The organism is Sphingomonas sp. GC_Shp_6 (assembly GCF_026540835.1).
In the GTDB taxonomy this organism is placed as follows: domain Bacteria; phylum Pseudomonadota; class Alphaproteobacteria; order Sphingomonadales; family Sphingomonadaceae; genus Sphingomonas.
In genome coordinates, this window is the sequence record NZ_JALNUO010000018.1 from 47,373 (window position 1) to 64,027 (window position 16,655).

At 68.4% G+C, this 16,655-nt stretch carries 17 protein-coding genes, 1 tRNA gene and 1 pseudogene; 10 read left to right on the forward strand and 9 right to left on the reverse strand.

Annotated features, from left to right (window positions below; all coding sequences use genetic code 11):
* Nucleotide 1 precedes the first annotated feature (1 nt).
* Together OXQ95_RS16105 and OXQ95_RS16110 are read right to left on the reverse strand one after the other, a co-directional pair.
* A pseudogene (locus OXQ95_RS16105) lies at nucleotides 2-1,267 on the reverse strand (mechanosensitive ion channel domain-containing protein).
* 11 nt (nucleotides 1,268-1,278) lie between these two features.
* Entirely contained in the window at nucleotides 1,279-2,283 is a 1,005-nt protein-coding gene (locus tag OXQ95_RS16110) for a DNA topoisomerase IB (RefSeq protein WP_267382500.1), read from the reverse strand.
* A gap of 110 nt (nucleotides 2,284-2,393) precedes the next feature.
* On the opposite strand from OXQ95_RS16110, the gene OXQ95_RS16115 reads away from it, so the two are divergent.
* Nucleotides 2,394-2,954, forward strand: coding sequence for a type 1 glutamine amidotransferase domain-containing protein (locus OXQ95_RS16115; RefSeq protein ID WP_267382501.1), 561 nt, complete (start codon nucleotides 2,394-2,396; stop codon nucleotides 2,952-2,954).
* Here the strand turns inward: OXQ95_RS16115 and OXQ95_RS16120 are convergent.
* Genes OXQ95_RS16120 through OXQ95_RS16130 form a run of 3 tightly spaced genes read right to left on the reverse strand, consistent with a single transcriptional unit; the run spans nucleotide 2,908 to nucleotide 5,451 of the window.
* Complete coding sequence (locus tag OXQ95_RS16120) at nucleotides 2,908-3,978, reverse strand: acyltransferase (protein ID WP_267382502.1); 1,071 nt, start codon at nucleotides 3,976-3,978, stop codon at nucleotides 2,908-2,910. The genes OXQ95_RS16115 and OXQ95_RS16120 overlap by 47 nt on opposite strands.
* Nucleotides 3,975-5,321, reverse strand: coding sequence for a putative O-glycosylation ligase, exosortase A system-associated (locus OXQ95_RS16125; RefSeq protein ID WP_267382503.1), 1,347 nt, complete (start codon nucleotides 5,319-5,321; stop codon nucleotides 3,975-3,977). The genes OXQ95_RS16120 and OXQ95_RS16125 overlap by 4 nt, the downstream gene beginning before the upstream one ends.
* A complete protein-coding gene (locus OXQ95_RS16130) occupies nucleotides 5,314-5,451 on the reverse strand; it encodes a hypothetical protein (protein ID WP_242095266.1) in 138 nt (45 codons plus the stop codon). Before OXQ95_RS16130 ends, OXQ95_RS16125 begins: the two co-directional genes overlap by 8 nt.
* A 90-nt stretch (nucleotides 5,452-5,541) precedes the next feature.
* Here OXQ95_RS16130 and OXQ95_RS16135 point away from each other — a divergent pair, with 90 nt between their 5' ends.
* From OXQ95_RS16135 to OXQ95_RS16145, 3 genes are all read left to right on the forward strand, one after another.
* Entirely contained in the window at nucleotides 5,542-6,774 is a 1,233-nt protein-coding gene (locus tag OXQ95_RS16135) for a TIGR04063 family PEP-CTERM/XrtA system glycosyltransferase (RefSeq protein ID WP_267382504.1), read from the forward strand.
* Entirely contained in the window at nucleotides 6,771-7,490 is a 720-nt protein-coding gene (locus tag OXQ95_RS16140) for a hypothetical protein (protein ID WP_267382506.1), read from the forward strand. The genes OXQ95_RS16135 and OXQ95_RS16140 overlap by 4 nt, the downstream gene beginning before the upstream one ends.
* A gap of 63 nt (nucleotides 7,491-7,553) precedes the next feature.
* On the forward strand, nucleotides 7,554-9,110 hold the full coding sequence (locus OXQ95_RS16145) for an MFS transporter (RefSeq protein ID WP_267382507.1): 1,557 nt from the start codon (nucleotides 7,554-7,556) through the stop codon (nucleotides 9,108-9,110).
* Here the strand turns inward: OXQ95_RS16145 and OXQ95_RS16150 are convergent.
* Together OXQ95_RS16150 and thpR are read right to left on the reverse strand one after the other, a co-directional pair.
* Nucleotides 9,107-9,640 carry a superoxide dismutase family protein gene (locus OXQ95_RS16150; RefSeq protein WP_267382508.1) on the reverse strand — a complete coding sequence of 178 codons (534 nt, stop codon included), beginning with the start codon at nucleotides 9,638-9,640 and terminating at the stop codon, nucleotides 9,107-9,109. The two genes, OXQ95_RS16145 and OXQ95_RS16150, sit on opposite strands and share 4 nt — an antisense overlap.
* Nucleotides 9,641-9,681: 41 nt before the next feature.
* Nucleotides 9,682-10,254 carry an RNA 2',3'-cyclic phosphodiesterase gene (thpR, locus tag OXQ95_RS16155; RefSeq protein WP_267382509.1) on the reverse strand — a complete coding sequence of 191 codons (573 nt, stop codon included), beginning with the start codon at nucleotides 10,252-10,254 and terminating at the stop codon, nucleotides 9,682-9,684.
* Nucleotides 10,255-10,370: 116 nt separating this feature from the next.
* Here thpR and OXQ95_RS16160 point away from each other — a divergent pair, with 116 nt between their 5' ends.
* From OXQ95_RS16160 to OXQ95_RS16175, 4 genes are all read left to right on the forward strand, one after another.
* Nucleotides 10,371-11,120, forward strand: a complete 750-nt coding sequence (locus OXQ95_RS16160; RefSeq protein WP_267382510.1) for a Bax inhibitor-1/YccA family protein — start codon at nucleotides 10,371-10,373, stop codon at nucleotides 11,118-11,120.
* Between the two features lie 89 nt (nucleotides 11,121-11,209).
* Nucleotides 11,210-12,004: a transglutaminase family protein gene (locus OXQ95_RS16165; protein ID WP_242095273.1), complete on the forward strand. Its 795-nt coding sequence runs from the start codon at nucleotides 11,210-11,212 to the stop codon at nucleotides 12,002-12,004.
* A gap of 35 nt (nucleotides 12,005-12,039) precedes the next feature.
* Complete coding sequence (locus tag OXQ95_RS16170; protein ID WP_242095274.1) at nucleotides 12,040-12,315, forward strand: hypothetical protein; 276 nt, start codon at nucleotides 12,040-12,042, stop codon at nucleotides 12,313-12,315.
* 400 nt (nucleotides 12,316-12,715) lie between these two features.
* Nucleotides 12,716-13,270, forward strand: a complete 555-nt coding sequence (locus OXQ95_RS16175) for a hypothetical protein (protein ID WP_242095275.1) — start codon at nucleotides 12,716-12,718, stop codon at nucleotides 13,268-13,270.
* Between the two features lie 9 nt (nucleotides 13,271-13,279).
* On the opposite strand, the gene OXQ95_RS16180 is transcribed toward OXQ95_RS16175, so the two are convergent.
* Together OXQ95_RS16180 and OXQ95_RS16185 are read right to left on the reverse strand one after the other, a co-directional pair.
* Nucleotides 13,280-14,050: an NUDIX domain-containing protein gene (locus OXQ95_RS16180; RefSeq protein WP_267382512.1), complete on the reverse strand. Its 771-nt coding sequence runs from the start codon at nucleotides 14,048-14,050 to the stop codon at nucleotides 13,280-13,282.
* Between the two features lie 37 nt (nucleotides 14,051-14,087).
* Nucleotides 14,088-14,163: transfer RNA gene (locus OXQ95_RS16185), tRNA-Ala, on the reverse strand.
* Nucleotides 14,164-14,389: 226 nt separating this feature from the next.
* Between OXQ95_RS16185 and OXQ95_RS16190 the strand changes: the two genes are divergently transcribed.
* Both OXQ95_RS16190 and OXQ95_RS16195 read left to right on the forward strand, forming a co-directional pair.
* Nucleotides 14,390-15,457: a DUF2171 domain-containing protein gene (locus tag OXQ95_RS16190; RefSeq protein WP_267382514.1), complete on the forward strand. Its 1,068-nt coding sequence runs from the start codon at nucleotides 14,390-14,392 to the stop codon at nucleotides 15,455-15,457.
* 148 nt (nucleotides 15,458-15,605) lie between these two features.
* A complete protein-coding gene (locus tag OXQ95_RS16195; protein WP_267382516.1) occupies nucleotides 15,606-16,619 on the forward strand; it encodes an NADP-dependent oxidoreductase in 1,014 nt (337 codons plus the stop codon).
* The last annotated feature ends 36 nt before the right edge of the window (nucleotides 16,620-16,655 follow it).

A 16,655-nucleotide genomic window follows, 5' to 3' on the forward strand; every position in this document is an offset into this window, starting at 1 on the left:
GTCACTCCAGGTTGCTGGTGCCCTCGCCGCCGTCCTGATCCACCGCCGACCGATCGGTGGAGGGGGGCAGCGGCGCGGTCGGGGCGGGGGTTTGCGCGACTGCGCGGCTGAGCGGCTCGAGCGAGGCATAGGGCATGATGAGCCCGCCCTCGGGCCGCGCGGTGAAACCCGTCTGCGTGGGGTAGGCCAGTTCGATGCCGTCGTCGTTCAGCCGGCGGACCAGCGCCACGCCCACCTTGTGGCGCATATCGTAATAATCCTGATAGGCGGCACTCGGCGAATCGAACTCGACGCCGAAATCATAGCTGGAATCGCCGAACGCGGCGAAGCCGGCGCGGACGAACTTGGCGCCGCAAGCCTCGACCACCTCCTTCACCAGCGCGGGCAGCCGCTCCATCGTGTCGATGCTGCTCCACTGGACGAGGCCGAGCGTGAAAGTGATGCGGCGATATTCGCGCTTGGTGTTGTTGAGGATCTCCTTGTCGAGCAGATGCTTGTTCGAGATGATCCGCTCCTCGCCGGTGGGCGCGCGGATGCGGGTGGATTTCAGCCCGATCGCCTCCACCGTGCCCGACGACTTGTCGTAGGTGATCGCATCGCCGCGGCGGAACGGCCGGTCGAAGATGATCGCCAGCGCCGCGAACAGATCGGCGAAGATGCCCTGCGCGGCGAGGCCGATCGCGATGCCGCCGACGCCCAGGCCCGCGACGAGCCCGGTGACGTTCACGCCCAGATTGTCGAGCACCACGATGAACGCGATCGCAAACAGCGCGAAGGTGACGAGCAAGCGAATCAGCCCCATCGCGCTCAGCAGCGCCTCGCCCGAATAATGTTCCGATTTGGTGCGATGCTCGATCGCGCCGAGGATGATCTCGCGCGCCCAGATCGCCGCCTGGAACACCGAGGCGACGGTTCACAGGAAGTTGATCGTGGTGTTCACCTCGCCCGGCGTGGCGGCGTATCCCGCGACGAGCTTGGCCGCGAGCATGACGATGAAGAAATTGTTGGTGCGCACGATCGCGCGACCGAACACGCTACCCCAGCCGGCGAGGCGGCGATCCTGCGCGCACAGCCGGTTGCCCAGCCGGCGCAGGACGTGCAGCGCGAACACGATCGCCGTGCCCGCACCGATGGCGATCAGGATCTGCAGCCAGTTGGTATGCAGCCATGCGGCGCTGGCGGCGAACAGCGACTCGATCTGGCCCTTCACGTCGACGGGCTGGATCAGCGGCGTATGCCGGGCGGCGGCCGCGGAGGAATTGGGCATGGTAACCTTCGTCAGGCGGCCTTTTCGAGTACGGCGCTGCCGCGTTCGAGAAAGGCGATGAGGCCGCGTTCGCTGCGGCTCAGATAGCGCCCGGCACGCGGCAGGCGCAGGGCGTCACGGAATTTCGCCTGCCCCTCTTTCACGAGCCCGATGAGCGTGGGGTGAACATAGCTTTTTCGCGCGATCGCGGCGGTGTTGCCGAGCTTCATCGTGACGGGTTCGAGCAAGGTCTTCAGGCTCAGGTCGTGTTCGGCCGAAGCGAGCGCCTCGAACGCCGTGACGCTGGCCGCCCAGGTGCGGAAATGCTTGGCGGTAAAATCCTCGCCGGTGGCCTTGCGGATATAGGCGTTGACGTCGCAGGACGTCACGGGGTGCGCGACGCCGGCATCGTCCAGCCAGGCGAACAGATGCTGTTCGGGCAGATCCTGGCATTTCTTCACGAAGCGCACGAGCGCCTTGTCGGTCATGGTCAACTGGCAGGTCTTGCCCGATTTGGCCTTGAATTCGAGCTTCAGCCGCGATCCCTTCAGATCAGCGTGACGCTTGCGCAGCGTCGTCGCGCCGAAACTGGCGTTCGCGTCGGCATAGGTCTCGTTGCCGACGCGGATATGGCTTTCGTCGAGCAGGCGAACGACGGCGGCGACGGCGCGGTCCTTGGTCAGCGCGCGTCCGGCGAGATCGGTCTCCACGTGCTTGCGCAACGCCGGCAGCGCATGGCCGAATTCGGCGCAGCGCTCGTATTTCGCTGCTTCCTGCGCCTCACGGAAATCATTGTGGTAGCGATATTGCTTGCGACCCTTGTCATCCCAGCCGACCGCCTGGATATGGCCGTTCGCCTTGGGGCAGAACCACGCGTCGACATAGGCGGGGGGCAGGCCGATCGCGTTCAGCCGGTCGATCTCCTCGCGGTCGGTGATCCGCTCGCCATGCCGGTCGAAATAGGCCCAGTGGCCGCGCAGCTTGCGGCGCGTGATGCCGGGTTTGGAATCGTCGCAATATACGATGCTCGCGGCCACGCGGTGCTCCTTCGGGTTGCCTGAAGAAATGCGTGCGCGCGCGCTTCGTTCCGGAACGCGGCGGCGGGGCGCGGGGTTGAGCGCTTCGAGCTGACCCCAAGGAGCATATCATGGCCGACCTGTCCGAAGCCCGCGTGCTGATCCTCGCCACCGACGGTTTCGAGAATGACGAACTGTTCAAGCCGCGCCAGGCGCTGCTCGATGCCGGCGCCAAGGTGACGCTCGCCTCGATCAAGACCGATCCCATCCAGGGCGAGAAGGCCGGCGAGAAGGCCGACAGCATCACGCCGGACATGACGCTCGATGCGGTCGATACCGACGATTACGACATGCTGCTGCTGCCGGGCGGCGTCTCCAACCCCGACACGATGCGGATGGAGGATCGCGCGGTCGAGATCATCCAGGAATTCGCCGAGGACGAGAAGATCGTCGCCGCGATCTGCCATGCGCCGTGGCTGCTGATCGAGGCCGATGTGGTCGACGGGCGCCGGATGACGAGCTGGCCGTCGGTGCGCACCGATCTGGAAAATGCCGGCGCCGAGGTCGTGGACGAGCAGGTGGTCGTCGATGGCAATTTCATCACCAGCCGCAAGCCCGACGACATCCCCGCCTTCAACCAGGCGATCATCGAGGCGCTGGAGGAAGAGCTGGCGGACGAAGAGGTGGATTGATCCGCGTCGCCCCGCGCCGGCCGAGCCAGGCCTGTGCGGGGCGCTCCACCCCATGGTGGAGCACGACGGATGCCGCCAGCACAAGCAGCAGGTACAGAGCGATCAGCGGCGCGCTCACCCGCGCGGCGTCGCTCACCGCCACCAGCTTGAACGATTTCCACAGCAGGAAGTGCGACAGATAGGTCGCATAGCTGATCGTACCCAGATAATGGACCGCCCGCCACCGCGGCGCGGGCGCCGCCGCCAGCACGAGGAGCGCAGCGGCGAGCGCAACGGGTGCGGCGAGCGTCTCGGGCGCGCCCATCGCCCAGACGGCCAGCGCAAACGCGGCGACGATGGCCGGGCCCGCGATCCGCATCGGACGCCGCAGCCACAGCGCGCACAGCAGCGTGCCCGCGCCGAATTCGGCGAGGCAGCGCACCACGCCGAACCGCGCGATATCGCTGCCGAGCGTCGGCATGGTGGCCATGGCCAGATGCAGCGCCATCAGCACGGCACCCGTGACGGCGAGGAGCAACCAGCTCGGCACGCGGCGCCAGTCCACCAGCATCGCGGAGAGCGGGAACAGGAGATAGGCGGCGAACTCCGCGCTGATCGACCAGGCCGGGTCGTTCCACGCCAGCGGATCGGACCATCCCCATGCCTGGACGAGCAGCAGGTGGCGCGGCAGCGCGGCGAAGGGAAAGGCCGGGTCGGCATGCCCCGCCAGCGCCAGCACCGCCGCCAGCGCGGCCGCATAGCCGAGCATCACCGCATGCAGCGGCCAGACGCGCGCGAACCGCTTGCGCAGGAACGGCAGCACGGCGCGCCAGCGCTCGGCATGCAGTCGCGGTCCCCAGCTGAGCGCCATGACGAAACCCGAAAGCAGGAAGAAGAAATCGACCGCCAGATAGCCCTTGCCGAGCACGGCGCGGACGGGTTCGGGCAGCCCGGCGACCGACAGGCGGATGTGGAAGAGCACCACGCCCCACGCCGCGATGCCACGGGCGCAAGTGAGCATCTGAAGTTCGGGCACGCGGCTCATGAGGGCAGGGGGTCGCCGGTCGCGCGCTGCATCGGCTGGAAGCGCGTGGCGCTGCGCTTGCGCGCGAGATAGGTGTCGAGCCCGATCTGCGCGCCGATCAGCATGTAGATGAACGGCTGGAAGGCGATCGCGATGAACCCCGCGCCCAGCAGATAGACGATCTGCGCGCTCTGCAGCGCGCCGGCGAGGGCCCTCGCCCAATCATCCTCGCCCGATCGATAGCGCCGCCGCAGCACCTCCATCCGGACGATGCCGACGAGATTGATGACCAGCCACAGCAGGAGGCCGGGATAGCCCTGTTCCCCCAGCATCTCGAAATAGGCGCTGTGATAGGCGCGCGCCTTGTCCATCTCGGTCTTGTCGACCGGTCCGCTCGCCTTGCCGCCGGTGTCGATCAGGTCGTAGCGGATATGGTTCTGGCGATAGGCCTCGAATCCGCCGCCGAACGGGTGAATCTTCGCGTAATCCCAGGTCCATTGCCACACCGCCAGCCGGGTGGAGGCGGATTCGTCGGCCTGATACGACTTGATCGTGTTCATCCGCTCGGTGAAGGCCGATGGCAGGAACGGCACCGCGCAGAGCGCCAACAGGACGAGCATCGCGACGTAGCGCGCCTTCTTCTTCACCGCACGGATCGACAGCACCGCCACCAGCACGATGCAGAGCAGCCCGGTGCGGGTCGAGGTGCCGATCGGGATCAGCAGGCACGCGAAGATCAGCGCGAGGCCATAGGCCTTCACCCGCCAGTCCGGGCGGAATACGGTGCCGTGCGTCATCAGCCACGCGATGATCGGGATGATCGCGATCGCGACGGTGGAGATCGTGCTGCCCTCGTAGAGGCCGCTGTTGTTGTCGACCATCAGGTTGAGCTGGCCATATCCGCCACCGCCGCTCGCCAGCGTCTTGATGCCGCCGACGATGATGATCGACGAGGCGGCGAGGATCATGAACAGCAGCAGCGCCTCGATCCGCAGCCGCGTGCGCAGCGTGAGCGGCAGGAAGGCGGCGAACAGCAACGCCTTCCACACCCAATCCCATTTATCGAGCGCCTCGATCGGAAAGTCCGCGCCGATCGTCGTCACCCAGCAATAGACGAGCAGCAGCAGGATGAGCGCCTGGCGTGGCGCCACGCGCATGTCGCGCTTGTCGTCCGCCAGTGCCCAGCCGCCGACCGCCAGCCCTACCGCGATCAGCGAGATCGGCACCGTGTTGAGCAGATAATAGGTCAGACGCTGCGGCGAGACGATGTCGATATAGACATAGGCGAGCACGAACAGGAACGGCCGACGAAATCCCATGCCGAGCAGCGCGACCAGAAAGCCGATAAAGGCGAGATCACGCACCCGGCGGCCTCCGCCGGCGGATCCCGGAGGGGCGTTCGCCTTCCTGATCGAGATCGGGACGGCGCAGCAGCAGGATGGCGACCAGCATCAGCAGGCCGTGGCTGAGCCCGAGCGCGAGATTGTCGATCATGGCGCATGCTGCTCCGCTGGTGTCGCCGGGCCCTAGCGCGGTTTCGGTTGACGGCCCGTTAAGCGCTTGTGACCTAAACCGGAAACCACGATGCGCATCCTCCATATCCTCGATCACGGATTGCCGCTGCAAAGCGGTTACACCTTTCGCACGCGCGCGATCCTGAAGGCGCAGATCGCCCGCGGCTGGCAGGTCGCCGCCGTCACCGGCCCGCGCCAGGCGCAGCCGGGCGCGGCAGAGGCGGGTGGGGGGGCGCCAGTCGAGACGGTCGACGGGTTGACCTTTCATCGCACCCGCGGCGCGGCGCCTGCCGGGCTGTTGGGCGAGGCGGCGGGGCTCGCGGCCTTTGCGCGGCGGATCGATGCGGCGGTCGAGTCGTTCCGGCCCGACATCCTCCACGCGCACTCGCCCGTGCTCGACGCATTGGCGGCTTTGTGGGTGGCGCGGCGCCGGCGCCTGCCCCTGATGTACGAGATCCGCGCCTTCTGGGAGGATGCCGCGGTCGGCAACGGGACGGGGCGGGAGGGTTCGCTGCGCTATCGCACGACGCGCGCGCTCGAAAGCTGGGCGGTGGCGCGGGCGGATGCGGTGGCGGTGATCTGCGAGGGGCTTCGCGGCGATCTCGTCGCGCGGGGCATTCCGGTCGAAAAGATCCTGGTGTCGCCCAACGGCGTCGACATGGATCTTTTCGGCACGCCACCACCCCGAGACGCGGCGCTGGCCGCCGAACTGGGGCTCGACGGCGCCGATGTCGTCGGCTTCATCGGCAGCTTCTACGATTACGAGGGGCTGGACGACCTGATCGCGGCGATGCCCGCATTGATCGCCGCACGGCCTGCCGCGCGACTGCTGCTCGTCGGCGGCGGCCCCATGGAGGTGGCGCTGCGCGCGCAGGCCGCGGCGTCGCCGGCGGCGCACGCAATCCGCTTCGTCGGGCGCGTGCCGCACCAGATGGTCGAGCGCTATTACGGCTTGGTCGACATCCTCGCCTATCCGCGCAAGCGGATGCGGCTGACTGATCTCGTCACGCCGCTTAAACCGCTGGAGGCGATGGCGCAGGGTCGGCTGGTGGCGGCATCGGAAGTCGGCGGCCACCGCGAACTCATTCGCGATGGCGAGACGGGCACACTGTTCGCCCCCGATTCGCCGCCTGCCATCGCCGCGGCGCTCGCCGGCTTGTTCGCGGACCGGTCGGGCTGGGACGCGCGCCGCGCCCGGGCTTGTGCGTTCGTCGCGGCCGAACGTAACTGGTCGTCAAATATTTCTCGTTATGCCCCGGTTTACCAGTGGCTTATCGACGCCGCAGCATCGGAAAAACCATGATCGCGTTTCCTCGTCTGCACAGCCTCGGCCCCCATGCCCCCACCATCGGCGGGGCAGTGGGCGGCGCCATCGTCGTTCTCGCCTGCGTGTTCATGCCCACGGCGCTGCTCGAACGGGCGGTGTGGGCGAGCGGCGTGGCCGCGCTGGTGCCCGCCGCCGCGCCGCCGCTGGGCGTCACCGCGCGCGGCGTGCTGGCGTTGGTGGCCGGCGGCCTGACGGCGGCGATCCTGTGGTCCGCCCTCTACCTGCTCTTCGGCCCCGGCGGCGTGTTGGACCAGACCCGTATGGGCGAGCGGGGCGTTCGGGCGCAGCGGAGCGAGAGCAAGCAACGCGCCGTTCCCGCGGTGCGCCGCGCCGACGCGCATCCCGACGCGCCGCCGCGCCGGCCGGTGTCGGCCGCCGAACTCGGCACGCCGCTGATGGACGTGGCCCCGGTCGAACGGCCCTTGCCGCGCGATCTGGAACAGCCGCTCGCCGCATTCGATCCGGCGGCGATCCCGCCCGAGCCGCGCGCGCCCGTGCGCCCGGTGGCGCCGCTCACCGGCCGCCCCGCCGCGCCGAAGCCCGCCGCCAAGCCGATCGCCCGGATCGAGACCTTCGCGCTGAACCCCGCGCCCGCCTCCGCATCCAAGCCCGCGCCCGCGCCGCCGCAGACGATCGAATCGCTGCTCCGCCGGCTCGAACAGGGCGCCAGCCGCCGCGCCCGGACACACTGAAACCGCTTCGCACCCGCCCGTTGCTCTGATACCCCCGTCGAACAGACACGGGAGAGGTCGGTGATGGAGAGCGGTTTCGGGCAACCCCAGCGGGCGTCGCGTTACGCCTGGTACGTGCTGGCGATCCTGTTCCTCGTCTATGTGCTGAACTTCGTCGACCGGCAGATCATCTCGATCCTCGCCGAAGACATCAAGCGCGACCTTCACCTGAAGGACGAGGATCTCGGCTTTCTCTACGGCACCGCGTTCGGCGTGTTCTATTCGCTGTTCGGCATTCCGCTCGGGCGGCTGGCGGACAATTGGCATCGCGGGCGGCTGATGACGTTCGGGCTCGGGCTCTGGTCGCTGATGACCGCGCTGTCGGGCCTGTCGCGCACCGGCGGCCATCTGGCGCTTGCGCGTGTGGGCGTCGGCATCGGCGAGGCGACCGCCAGCCCGGCGGCCTATTCGCTGATCTCGGACTGGTTTCCCAAACGCCTGCGCGCCACGGCGCTCGCGATCTATTCCTCGGGGCTCTATGTCGGCGGCGGGCTGTCGCTCGGCATCGGCGGCTTCATCGTCCAGCGCTGGGATCGCAGCTATCCGCATGGCGGGCCGCTAGGGCTCCATGGCTGGCAGGCGGCGTTCCTGGCGGTCGGCATTCCCGGGCTGTTGCTGGCGCTGTGGATCTCGACGTTGCGCGAGCCGATCCGCGGCGCGGTCGAGGGGCTGCCCGAGCCCGCGCGGCACGACGCGCCGTTCCGCGCCTTCTTCGCCGAGCTGGCGACCATCCTGCCGCCGCTGACGCTGATCGCCGCGGCCCGCGACGGCGGGAGGGCGCTGGCGATCAACCTGCTGGCGCTGGGGATCGTGGTCGCCGGTGTGCTCGGGCTGCACGCGGCGGGCGAGCCCTATCCGCAATGGATCGCGATCGCGATCGGCGTCTATGCGGTGTTCTCCTGGGGCAGCGCGCTGCGCCGGCGCGATCCGCCGACCTTCGCGCTGATCGTGGCGACGCCCGCCTTCGTGTTCACCGTCGTCGCTTATGGCCTCAACGCGTTCCTGTCCTATGCCATGAGCTTCTGGGCGGCGCCGTTCGCGCTGCGCGAACTGGGCGCGTCGCCGCTCACCGCAGGTCTGTTCATCGGCGGATCGGGCGCGCTGTCGGGGTTCCTCGGCGTGACGATCGGCGGCGTGGTGGCGGACCGGCTGCGGCGCACCAATCCGGCGGGGCGGCTGCTCGTGGTGCTGTTCGGGGCGATCGCGCCGCTGCCCTTCGTCGGCATCGCCTTCACCGCGGGCACCACCGCGCTCTTCTACCCGATGCTGTTCTGCGCCTCGATCTGCGCCAGCACCGCGCTCGGCGCCGCGGCCGCCACCACGCAGGATCTCGTCCTGCCACGGATGCGCGGCACCGCGACCGCCACGTTCTTCATCGGTACGACGCTGCTGGGGCTCGCGCTCGGGCCCTATCTGGCAGGGCGCATGTCCACGCTGACGGGTAGCCTGTCGGTCGGCGTGCTGTCGCTGCTGGCGGTCGCGCCGATCACGATCCTGGCGGGCGTCTTCGCCTACCGCCTCGTCCCCGCCGCCGAGACCACGCGCGAGGCGCGCGCGCGGGCGGCGGGGGAAGCGATCTAGCTCGCCCGGAAGACGCCGCAGGCGATCCGCCCGCCGCTGTTGCCCGAGGGATCGGTCATCAGATCGTCGGGCCCGGCATGCACCACGATCGCGGCGCCGTCCGCGTCGAGCAGACCCGCCATCGTCGCGCCGGGCACCACCGCGCCCACCGTACCGCGGCCGTCGGTACCGACGATCAGATTGGGCAGGTCGCCCTCATGCGGCCCCTGCGGGTTCATGCTGCCATGCTTCATGCCCGTCGGGTTCCAATGGCCGCCCGCAGTCGCGAAGGCAGGCGCGTCGCACAGGCCCGTGGTGTGGATATGCGCGCCGTGCGTGCCGGGCGGCAGGCCGGTCGCGTCGATCGTGAAGCGCAGGCCGCCTGCCACCTCGGTCGCGGTCGCGCGCCCGGCGGGGACGCCGGTGGCGGTCATCAGCATCGCGGTGGCGGTGGCGCCACCTTGCGCGGGCATGCCGGTCCTCATCGAATCGCGCTGGCATCCGGCAAGGCCGAACGCGGCGATCGCCAGCAAGGCGGTGGTGGTCATCATGCGCATCGTCGTCGCTCCCCGGTCCGGTCGTGCAAGGTTCGTTACGCAGGCGAACCCGCGAGCGGATCGCCGGTTCCCAGGGGCCAGCGCGCGACCGCATCATAGGTCGCGCCGCTGCGGCTCAGGCGGCTTTCGTAGAGCACCAGGTGCGGCATGGCGAACGGCGCGCTGGACGTGCCGTCATGCCGCGCGATCCAGGCGCCGATCGCGGGATGGCCACCCGCGCTGCGCGCCAGCCGCGCGAGCGTGATGTGCGGCAGATAGGCCCGGCCGTCGGGCGCGATCCCGGCGGCGACGCAGGCCTGATCGACCTTGCGGTGCAGGTGCGCGAGCGCATCGTGCGGCGTCACCCGCGCCCACAGGCTGTCCGCCCGCCCGCGCTTCTCGAACGCGCCGACGCCCGCCAGCGCCACGTGCGGCACCGGCGCGCGGATGCGGGCGAGCGCGGCGGCAAGGTCCTCGGCCGTGACGCGCTCCACCTCGCCGACGAAGCGCAGCGTGAGGTGAAGCTGGTCGTCGTCCTGCCAGCGCGCATCGGGCACCCCGTCCATCAGGTCGGTGAGTGCCTCGCGGATCGCGAGCGGCGGACGAAGCGCGACGAACAGGCGGTGCATCCCGGCATCAACCATCCGGCCGGCGCATCGCGCAACCGGTTTCGCTTGAAATGGGGCCGGGCAGGGCCGATATCCGTCGCAACCGGGCTTATTCCGGCAAAGGAGTATTCGTCGACATGGCAAACTGGTCCGACCCCCAGCCGCGGGTAGCACCGTTCGGGCGTCCGGCAGCGGGCATGCGCTCGGATGCGTATGACTCGGGTCTGCGATCCTACATGCTGTCCGTCTACAACTACATGGCCTCGGGCGTGCTGCTCACCGGCATCGTCGCTTTGCTGTTCGCCTGGGGGGGCGAGACGTCGCCCGCGGCGCAGGTGTTCATCGGCGGTGGCCTCTTGAAATACGTCATCATGTTCGCGCCGCTCGCCTTCGTGTTCGGCATGAGCATGGGCCAGGCGCGCATGAAGACGTCGACGCTGCAACTGCTGTTCTGGGGCTTTGCGGTGGTGATGGGGCTTTCGCTCTCCACCATCTTCCTCGTCTACAGCCCGACCGCGATCGCGCAGGCGTTCTTCGCGACGGCAGCGGGCTTTGCCGCGCTGAGTCTCTACGGCTACACCACCAAGAAGGACCTGTCGGCGTTCGGCACGTTCCTCATCATCGGCGTGGTCGGCCTGCTCGTGGCGAGCGTCATCAACATGTTCGTGCATTCGGGCCCGCTCGGCCTGCTCATCAGCCTCGTCGGCGTGCTGCTGTTTGCCGGGCTCACCGCCTATGACACGCAGCGCACGAAGAGCCTGTACATGCAGGTGGCCGGCACCGACTTGGTCGGCAAGGTCGTCATCATGTCGGCGCTGAACCTGTATCTCGACTTCATCAACATGTTCCTGTTCGTGCTTCGTCTGTTCGGCAACGGCCGCAACTAGGGCGTTCGAAGCGTCGGTTCTGGAAGGCCCGGCGGGGAAACCTGCCGGGCCTTCCCTGTGTCTCGTCCCCTCCGTGCTCCAGGAGCGTCATGCGCCTCGCGATCGACGTCCATCTCGATTACGGCTTCCCCGCACCCGCCGACGTGCTGCTCCAGATCGAGGCCGCGCTGCTGCCCGATCAACGGATCGTCGAGGCGGTGATGGACGTGTTTTCGGATCACCCGATCCGCGCGGTGCCGGGGGAGGAGGGCATCGGCCAGCGCTGCTGGGCGCGCGGCGACGGACGGCTGGTGGTGGACTATCGCGCGCTGATCGATGTCGACCGCCCGGTCGTCGCGCTGGAGGCCTATGCCGCCACGCCGATCCGAATGCTGCCCGGCCCGGTGACGGCCTATCTGTTGCCGAGCCGCTATTGCCAGTCGGACCGGCTCGAAGGCTTCGTCCTGCGCGAATTCGCCGGGCTGGACGGCGGTCCGCTCGCGGCCGCGCTGGCGGCGTGGGTGGAAGGCGCGATCGATTATCGCAGCGGATCGAGCATGGGCGAGACCACTGCGCTCGACACGTTCGCGACCCGGGCTGGCGTCTGCCGCGACTATGCGCATCTGCTCGTGGCGCTGGCGCGCGGCGGCGGCATCCCCGCGCGCTGTGTCTCGGCCTATGCGCCCGGCGTCGATCCGCCCGATTTTCACGCGGTCGCCGAGCTGTGGCTGGAGGGCGCATGGCGGCTCGTTGACGCGACGGGAATGGCGCGCTGCCAGGACATCGCGCGCGTCGGCGTCGGGCGAGACGCGACGGACATCGCGTTCATGACGATCTTCGGCAGCGCGTGGCTGCAACGGCAGGAGGTGCGTGTGCGCGCCGTGCAGGAACGCGCGGCCGATTGAACCGTTCTCTTCCCGTAATCTGACGGAGATACGCCATGACCGATATCGATGATCGCGCGCTCGACAGCCTGTCCGTGGCACCCGCCGAGGATGATGGCGACGGCGCCCGCGACCCGCGCCAAGATGCCGGCCAGGATAAATCGATCGCCAAGCGCCTGGAGAAGAATCCGGGCAGCGAGGACGCCAAGCTCGACAACGGTCTTGATGAATCGATGGACGCCAGCGATCCGCCCTCGATCACGCAGCCGTCCGGCAGCGGCGAACCCGCGCCGTCGTCGGGCTATGACGCCGATGCCGAGGCTGGTCGCTGATCCACACCGGGGCGCCTTCGCGCGGGCTTTGGCTCACGCGAGGGCGCGGATAAGCATGAGGGCGCGCAGCTGCCCAGATACTAATCCCGGCCGATGGATTCTGCCCGCTACGCCGGACGATTTACTTCGGCGCCTCCGCGCCTGCGCATGAACCCATTCTTCTTGGCGTCTTACCGCCCTCTCGCAAACCCTTAACCGCTTCCTTAGACCGATTGTTGCCCAAAAGCGCCAATCGGCGTTCGATGGCAGATCCCCAATTCAGTTCGTCGCAACCGATGTTGCGCTGCACAAGCTTTCGTGATGACTTGGGAATACCGGTGGCGGTGCGGCGGTAAGATGGATGTTAACCATCCTGATCCTATCGTTGCAGTGTTGGACGATAGCGGGCGGGGTGAGGGCGATGGGTTCGAGAATGAAGCCGGCCGACGGCGCGATGACGCTGGCCGAGATGAAGGAATTTGCCGGGTTTCCGGCCGCGACGCAGCGATATATCCGGCGCTCGCTCGATATCGGGCTCGACCGCGAGGACGCGATGGCGCGCTGGTCGCGCGATGTCGTCGAGGCCGCCAGCATCCGGGCGCAGGCGCGCATCTATGCGATGCTTCCCGAACTGCGCGAGATGGTGCCCGACGACAGCGGCCTCGATGCGGTGGAGGCGTTCCTGGGGCCGCTCGTATCGGTGGTAGCCTTCGATCTGGGGCAGGGGCGGCTGACCAGCTTTTCCGCTTTCCGTTTTCTCTACGAACGGCTGATCGGCGCCGAGGTGCGGCCGTGGCTGCCCTCCGCCTTTTGCGCGGCGGCAGCGCTGCCGCATCTTCATCCCGAGCTGCGGCGCAAGCTACTCCAATCGATCAGCGAGGCGGCGGCGACGGCGTCGGGCTGGTCCAACCGCCAGCCCGCCTTTTTTCCCTATTGGGTGGAAAAGGTGGATGCCGGTGCGCCGATGGCGGGCTGAGCCGCGGGGCTATCCTCGTATCGCCTGGTCGAAGGGTTCGGACGTGACCGGATAGCCCAGCCCCTCGGGGATGCAGAGATGCCGAACCCCGTCGCGCTCGTCCTCGAACGGCGTGATGGTGCGCACCGGGTGCGCGGCGGCGTCCGCGGCGGCGGCGGCGAACCCGGCGAAGCGCGCCAGCCGCTCGAGATTGCGCCGGGTGGGATAGATGATCGCTACCCGCCCCGCATCGGCATCGGCCAGCACCGTCGCGGCGCTGGCCCAGAGCAGCCGCACATTCTCGGTGCGATCGACCTCCGGCTCGCCGAGGCCGTCGGGCCAGGCGACCAGATAGAAACGGGTATCGAAAATGCGCGACGCGCGGTGCGCCGGCCGCCAGCGGGCGAATGCCACCAATACCGCCGGATCGATCGCACAGCCCGCGCGGTCGAGCGCCTCGGCGAACGCGATTCCACCGGCCAGATCCGCGCGCAACCGTTCGAGCGTTGCCGCCGCGGGCATCGGCGACAGCCCCACCGGCACGCCTGCCTCTTCGATCGTCTCGCGGATCGCTGCGATCCGTGCGGCGGTTTCGCCCTCGGCATCGTCGCTGCCGAGCCGCTGTGCGAGCGCATGGTCGCCTGGATCGACGCGGCCACCGGGAAAGACCAGCGCGCCACCCGCGAATGCCATCGCCCGGGCCCGCTCGACCATCAGCAAGTCGGGCGGCGCGCCCGCACGCGCGCGCAGGATCACCAGCGTCGCCGCCGGGATCGCCACAGGCGGCGCATCGAGGGTCATCGTTGGGTGGTCATGCGATATCGAAAGCTTGGCGCGGTGGTGGAGCCGAGGGGAATCGAACCCCTGACCTCTGCAGTGCGATTGCAGCGCTCTCCCATCTGAGCTACGGCCCCGCGCCTTTTTCCGCGGCCAGAAGGCCGGGTCGGATGCGTTTAGCGGCTCGATCGGGGCGATGCAACAGCGCTGGCGGCTTTCCTGCCATCGCCGCAGCGGCTCGTCGTGGCGCAGGGCCGGCTTTGCGATCGGAACAAAGACGGGCGTCGGCCCTTATGGAATCCGGTGCGGGACGACGCGCAAACCGCGGGCCTGGCACCGAGTGAAACCGTCAGGAGGTCTGTCATGGTGATCCGTTATCCCGGAACCAACAACGAGCCGAACCCCGATTATTACGGCGGCGAGAACCCCGCCGATTATGCGCCCGACTGGTCGAGCCGCGACTATTACCGTTCGAGCGCGCGCGAATATGCCGCCGCCGGCGAATATGATCGCGGCAACCGCGACCGCGGCGCCTATGGTGCGCGCAACGACGGCAACGACCGTTATGGCCCGCGCGGCGACCAGGGCCGCTATGCCCAGGGCCGCAGCGACGATCGCGGTTATGGTCGTGACGAGCAGCCCTATCACGGCAGTTATGCGCATGACGGTCACCGGTTCGAGGATGTCGGTCGTGCGCGGCATGCCGATGACGACAACCGCCACGATCCCGATCGGTCCCGCGGCCGTCCGGCGCCCCGCGGATCGGAGGCGCAGCGCGGCTATGGCCGTCAGCCGCAGGGCTATGACTATGAGGATCGCGGCTTCTTCGCGCGAGCGGGCGACGAGGTCCGTTCGTGGTTCGGCGACGACGAGGCGGAGCGCCGTCGCGACCGGGACGCGCGCCACGACGAGCAGAATTACGCGCATCGCTCGCAGAACGACCGCGACGATGATTATCATAGCTGGCGCAAGTCGCAGATCGACGCGCTCGACCGCGATTACGATGAATATCGCCAGGAGAACCGCACCAAGTTCCATGCCGAGTTCGGAAGCTGGCGCACCCAGCGCGAAGGCCAACGTTCGTCGCTGTCCAAGGTGAGCGAGCATATGGACGTGGTCGGCTCGGATGGCGCGCATGTCGGCACCGTCGACAAGGTGCGCGGCGATCGCATCCTGCTGACCAAGAACGATCCGGACGCGGGCGGCCAGCACCACTCGATCCCGTCGCGCTGGATCGCCACCGTCGACACCAAGGTGACGCTGGCGAAGACCGCCGACGAGGCCAAGGCGCATTGGCGCGACGAGGAGCGCAACCAGGCGATGTTCGGCTATGGCGACAATCAGCGCGATTCCTCGGGCGAGGATCGCGGCACGACGAACGCGCGCGACAGCCAGGGCCGCGTGCTCGGCCGGAGCGGCACGAACGCCTGACCCGCGGCTTCGGAAAGCCACAGGCGAGAAGGGGCTCGGGCGGAAGCGTCCGGGCCCTTTTGCCGTCGACGCGGTGCCGCGTACAGGCTTGCATCCGCCGCCGCGCGGCCATACCGCAGGCCGGAATTCACACGAGGAGGATCGACCGATGGCGCGCGCATGGAGCCTGCATTCCCGTCCCGAGGGCATGCCCAAGCATACCGACTTTGCGATGATCGACGTCGCCCTGGCGGCGCTAGGCGACGGCGAGGTGCGGATCGCCAACCGGTGGCTGTCGGTCGATCCCTATATGCGCGGCCGGATGAACGACGTGAAAAGCTATGTCCCGCCCTTCGTGCTTGGAGAGCCGATGCAGGGCGGCGCGGTGGGCGAGGTGATCGAAAGCCGCGCCGATGCGGTGCCGGTCGGCACCTGGGTGCAGCATATGGGCGGCTGGCGCGACGAGGCGGTGATGCCCGCCGCGCAGGTGCAGCGGCTGCCGGATCTGGGCGTCGATCCGCAGGCGTTTCTCGGCCAGTTGGGGATGCCCGGAATGACCGCCTATTTCGGCCTGCTCGCGGTCGCGGAAGCGAAGGCGGGTGACACGGTGTTCGTGTCGGCGGCGGCGGGCGCGGTGGGATCCACCGTCGTCCAGATCGCCAAGGCCAAGGACATGACGGTGATCGGCTCGGCCGGCGGCGCGGACAAATGCGACTGGGTGCGCTCGCTCGGTGCCGATGCGGTGATCGACTACAAGGCCGGGGAGCCGCTGGTGAAGGCACTCGCCGCCGCCGCGCCCAAGGGCATCGACGTGTATTTCGACAATGTGGGCGGCGATCATCTCGACGCCGCGCTGGCGCATGCGCGGCCGAATGCGCGCTTCGCGATCTGCGGGATGATCGACGTGTACAATTCGGGCGAGCCGACGAAGCTGCGCTATCTCGCCCGGCTGATCGGCAACCGGGTGCGGATGCAGGGCTTCATCGTCAGCGACCATATGGCGCGCGCCGCCGAATTCTACGACGACATGGGCGCGATGCTGAAGGCGGGAACGCTGAAGCGCGAGGAGACGGTGCATGACGGACTGGAGGCGATGCCCGACGCGTTTCTCGGGCTGTTCACCGGCGGCAACAAAGGTAAGATGCTCGTCCGACTCTCAGAGCCCGACCGAAAATTGAGTTGAGCGATTTCAGTAGCTTGTGATTCACCGGGGGTTGCG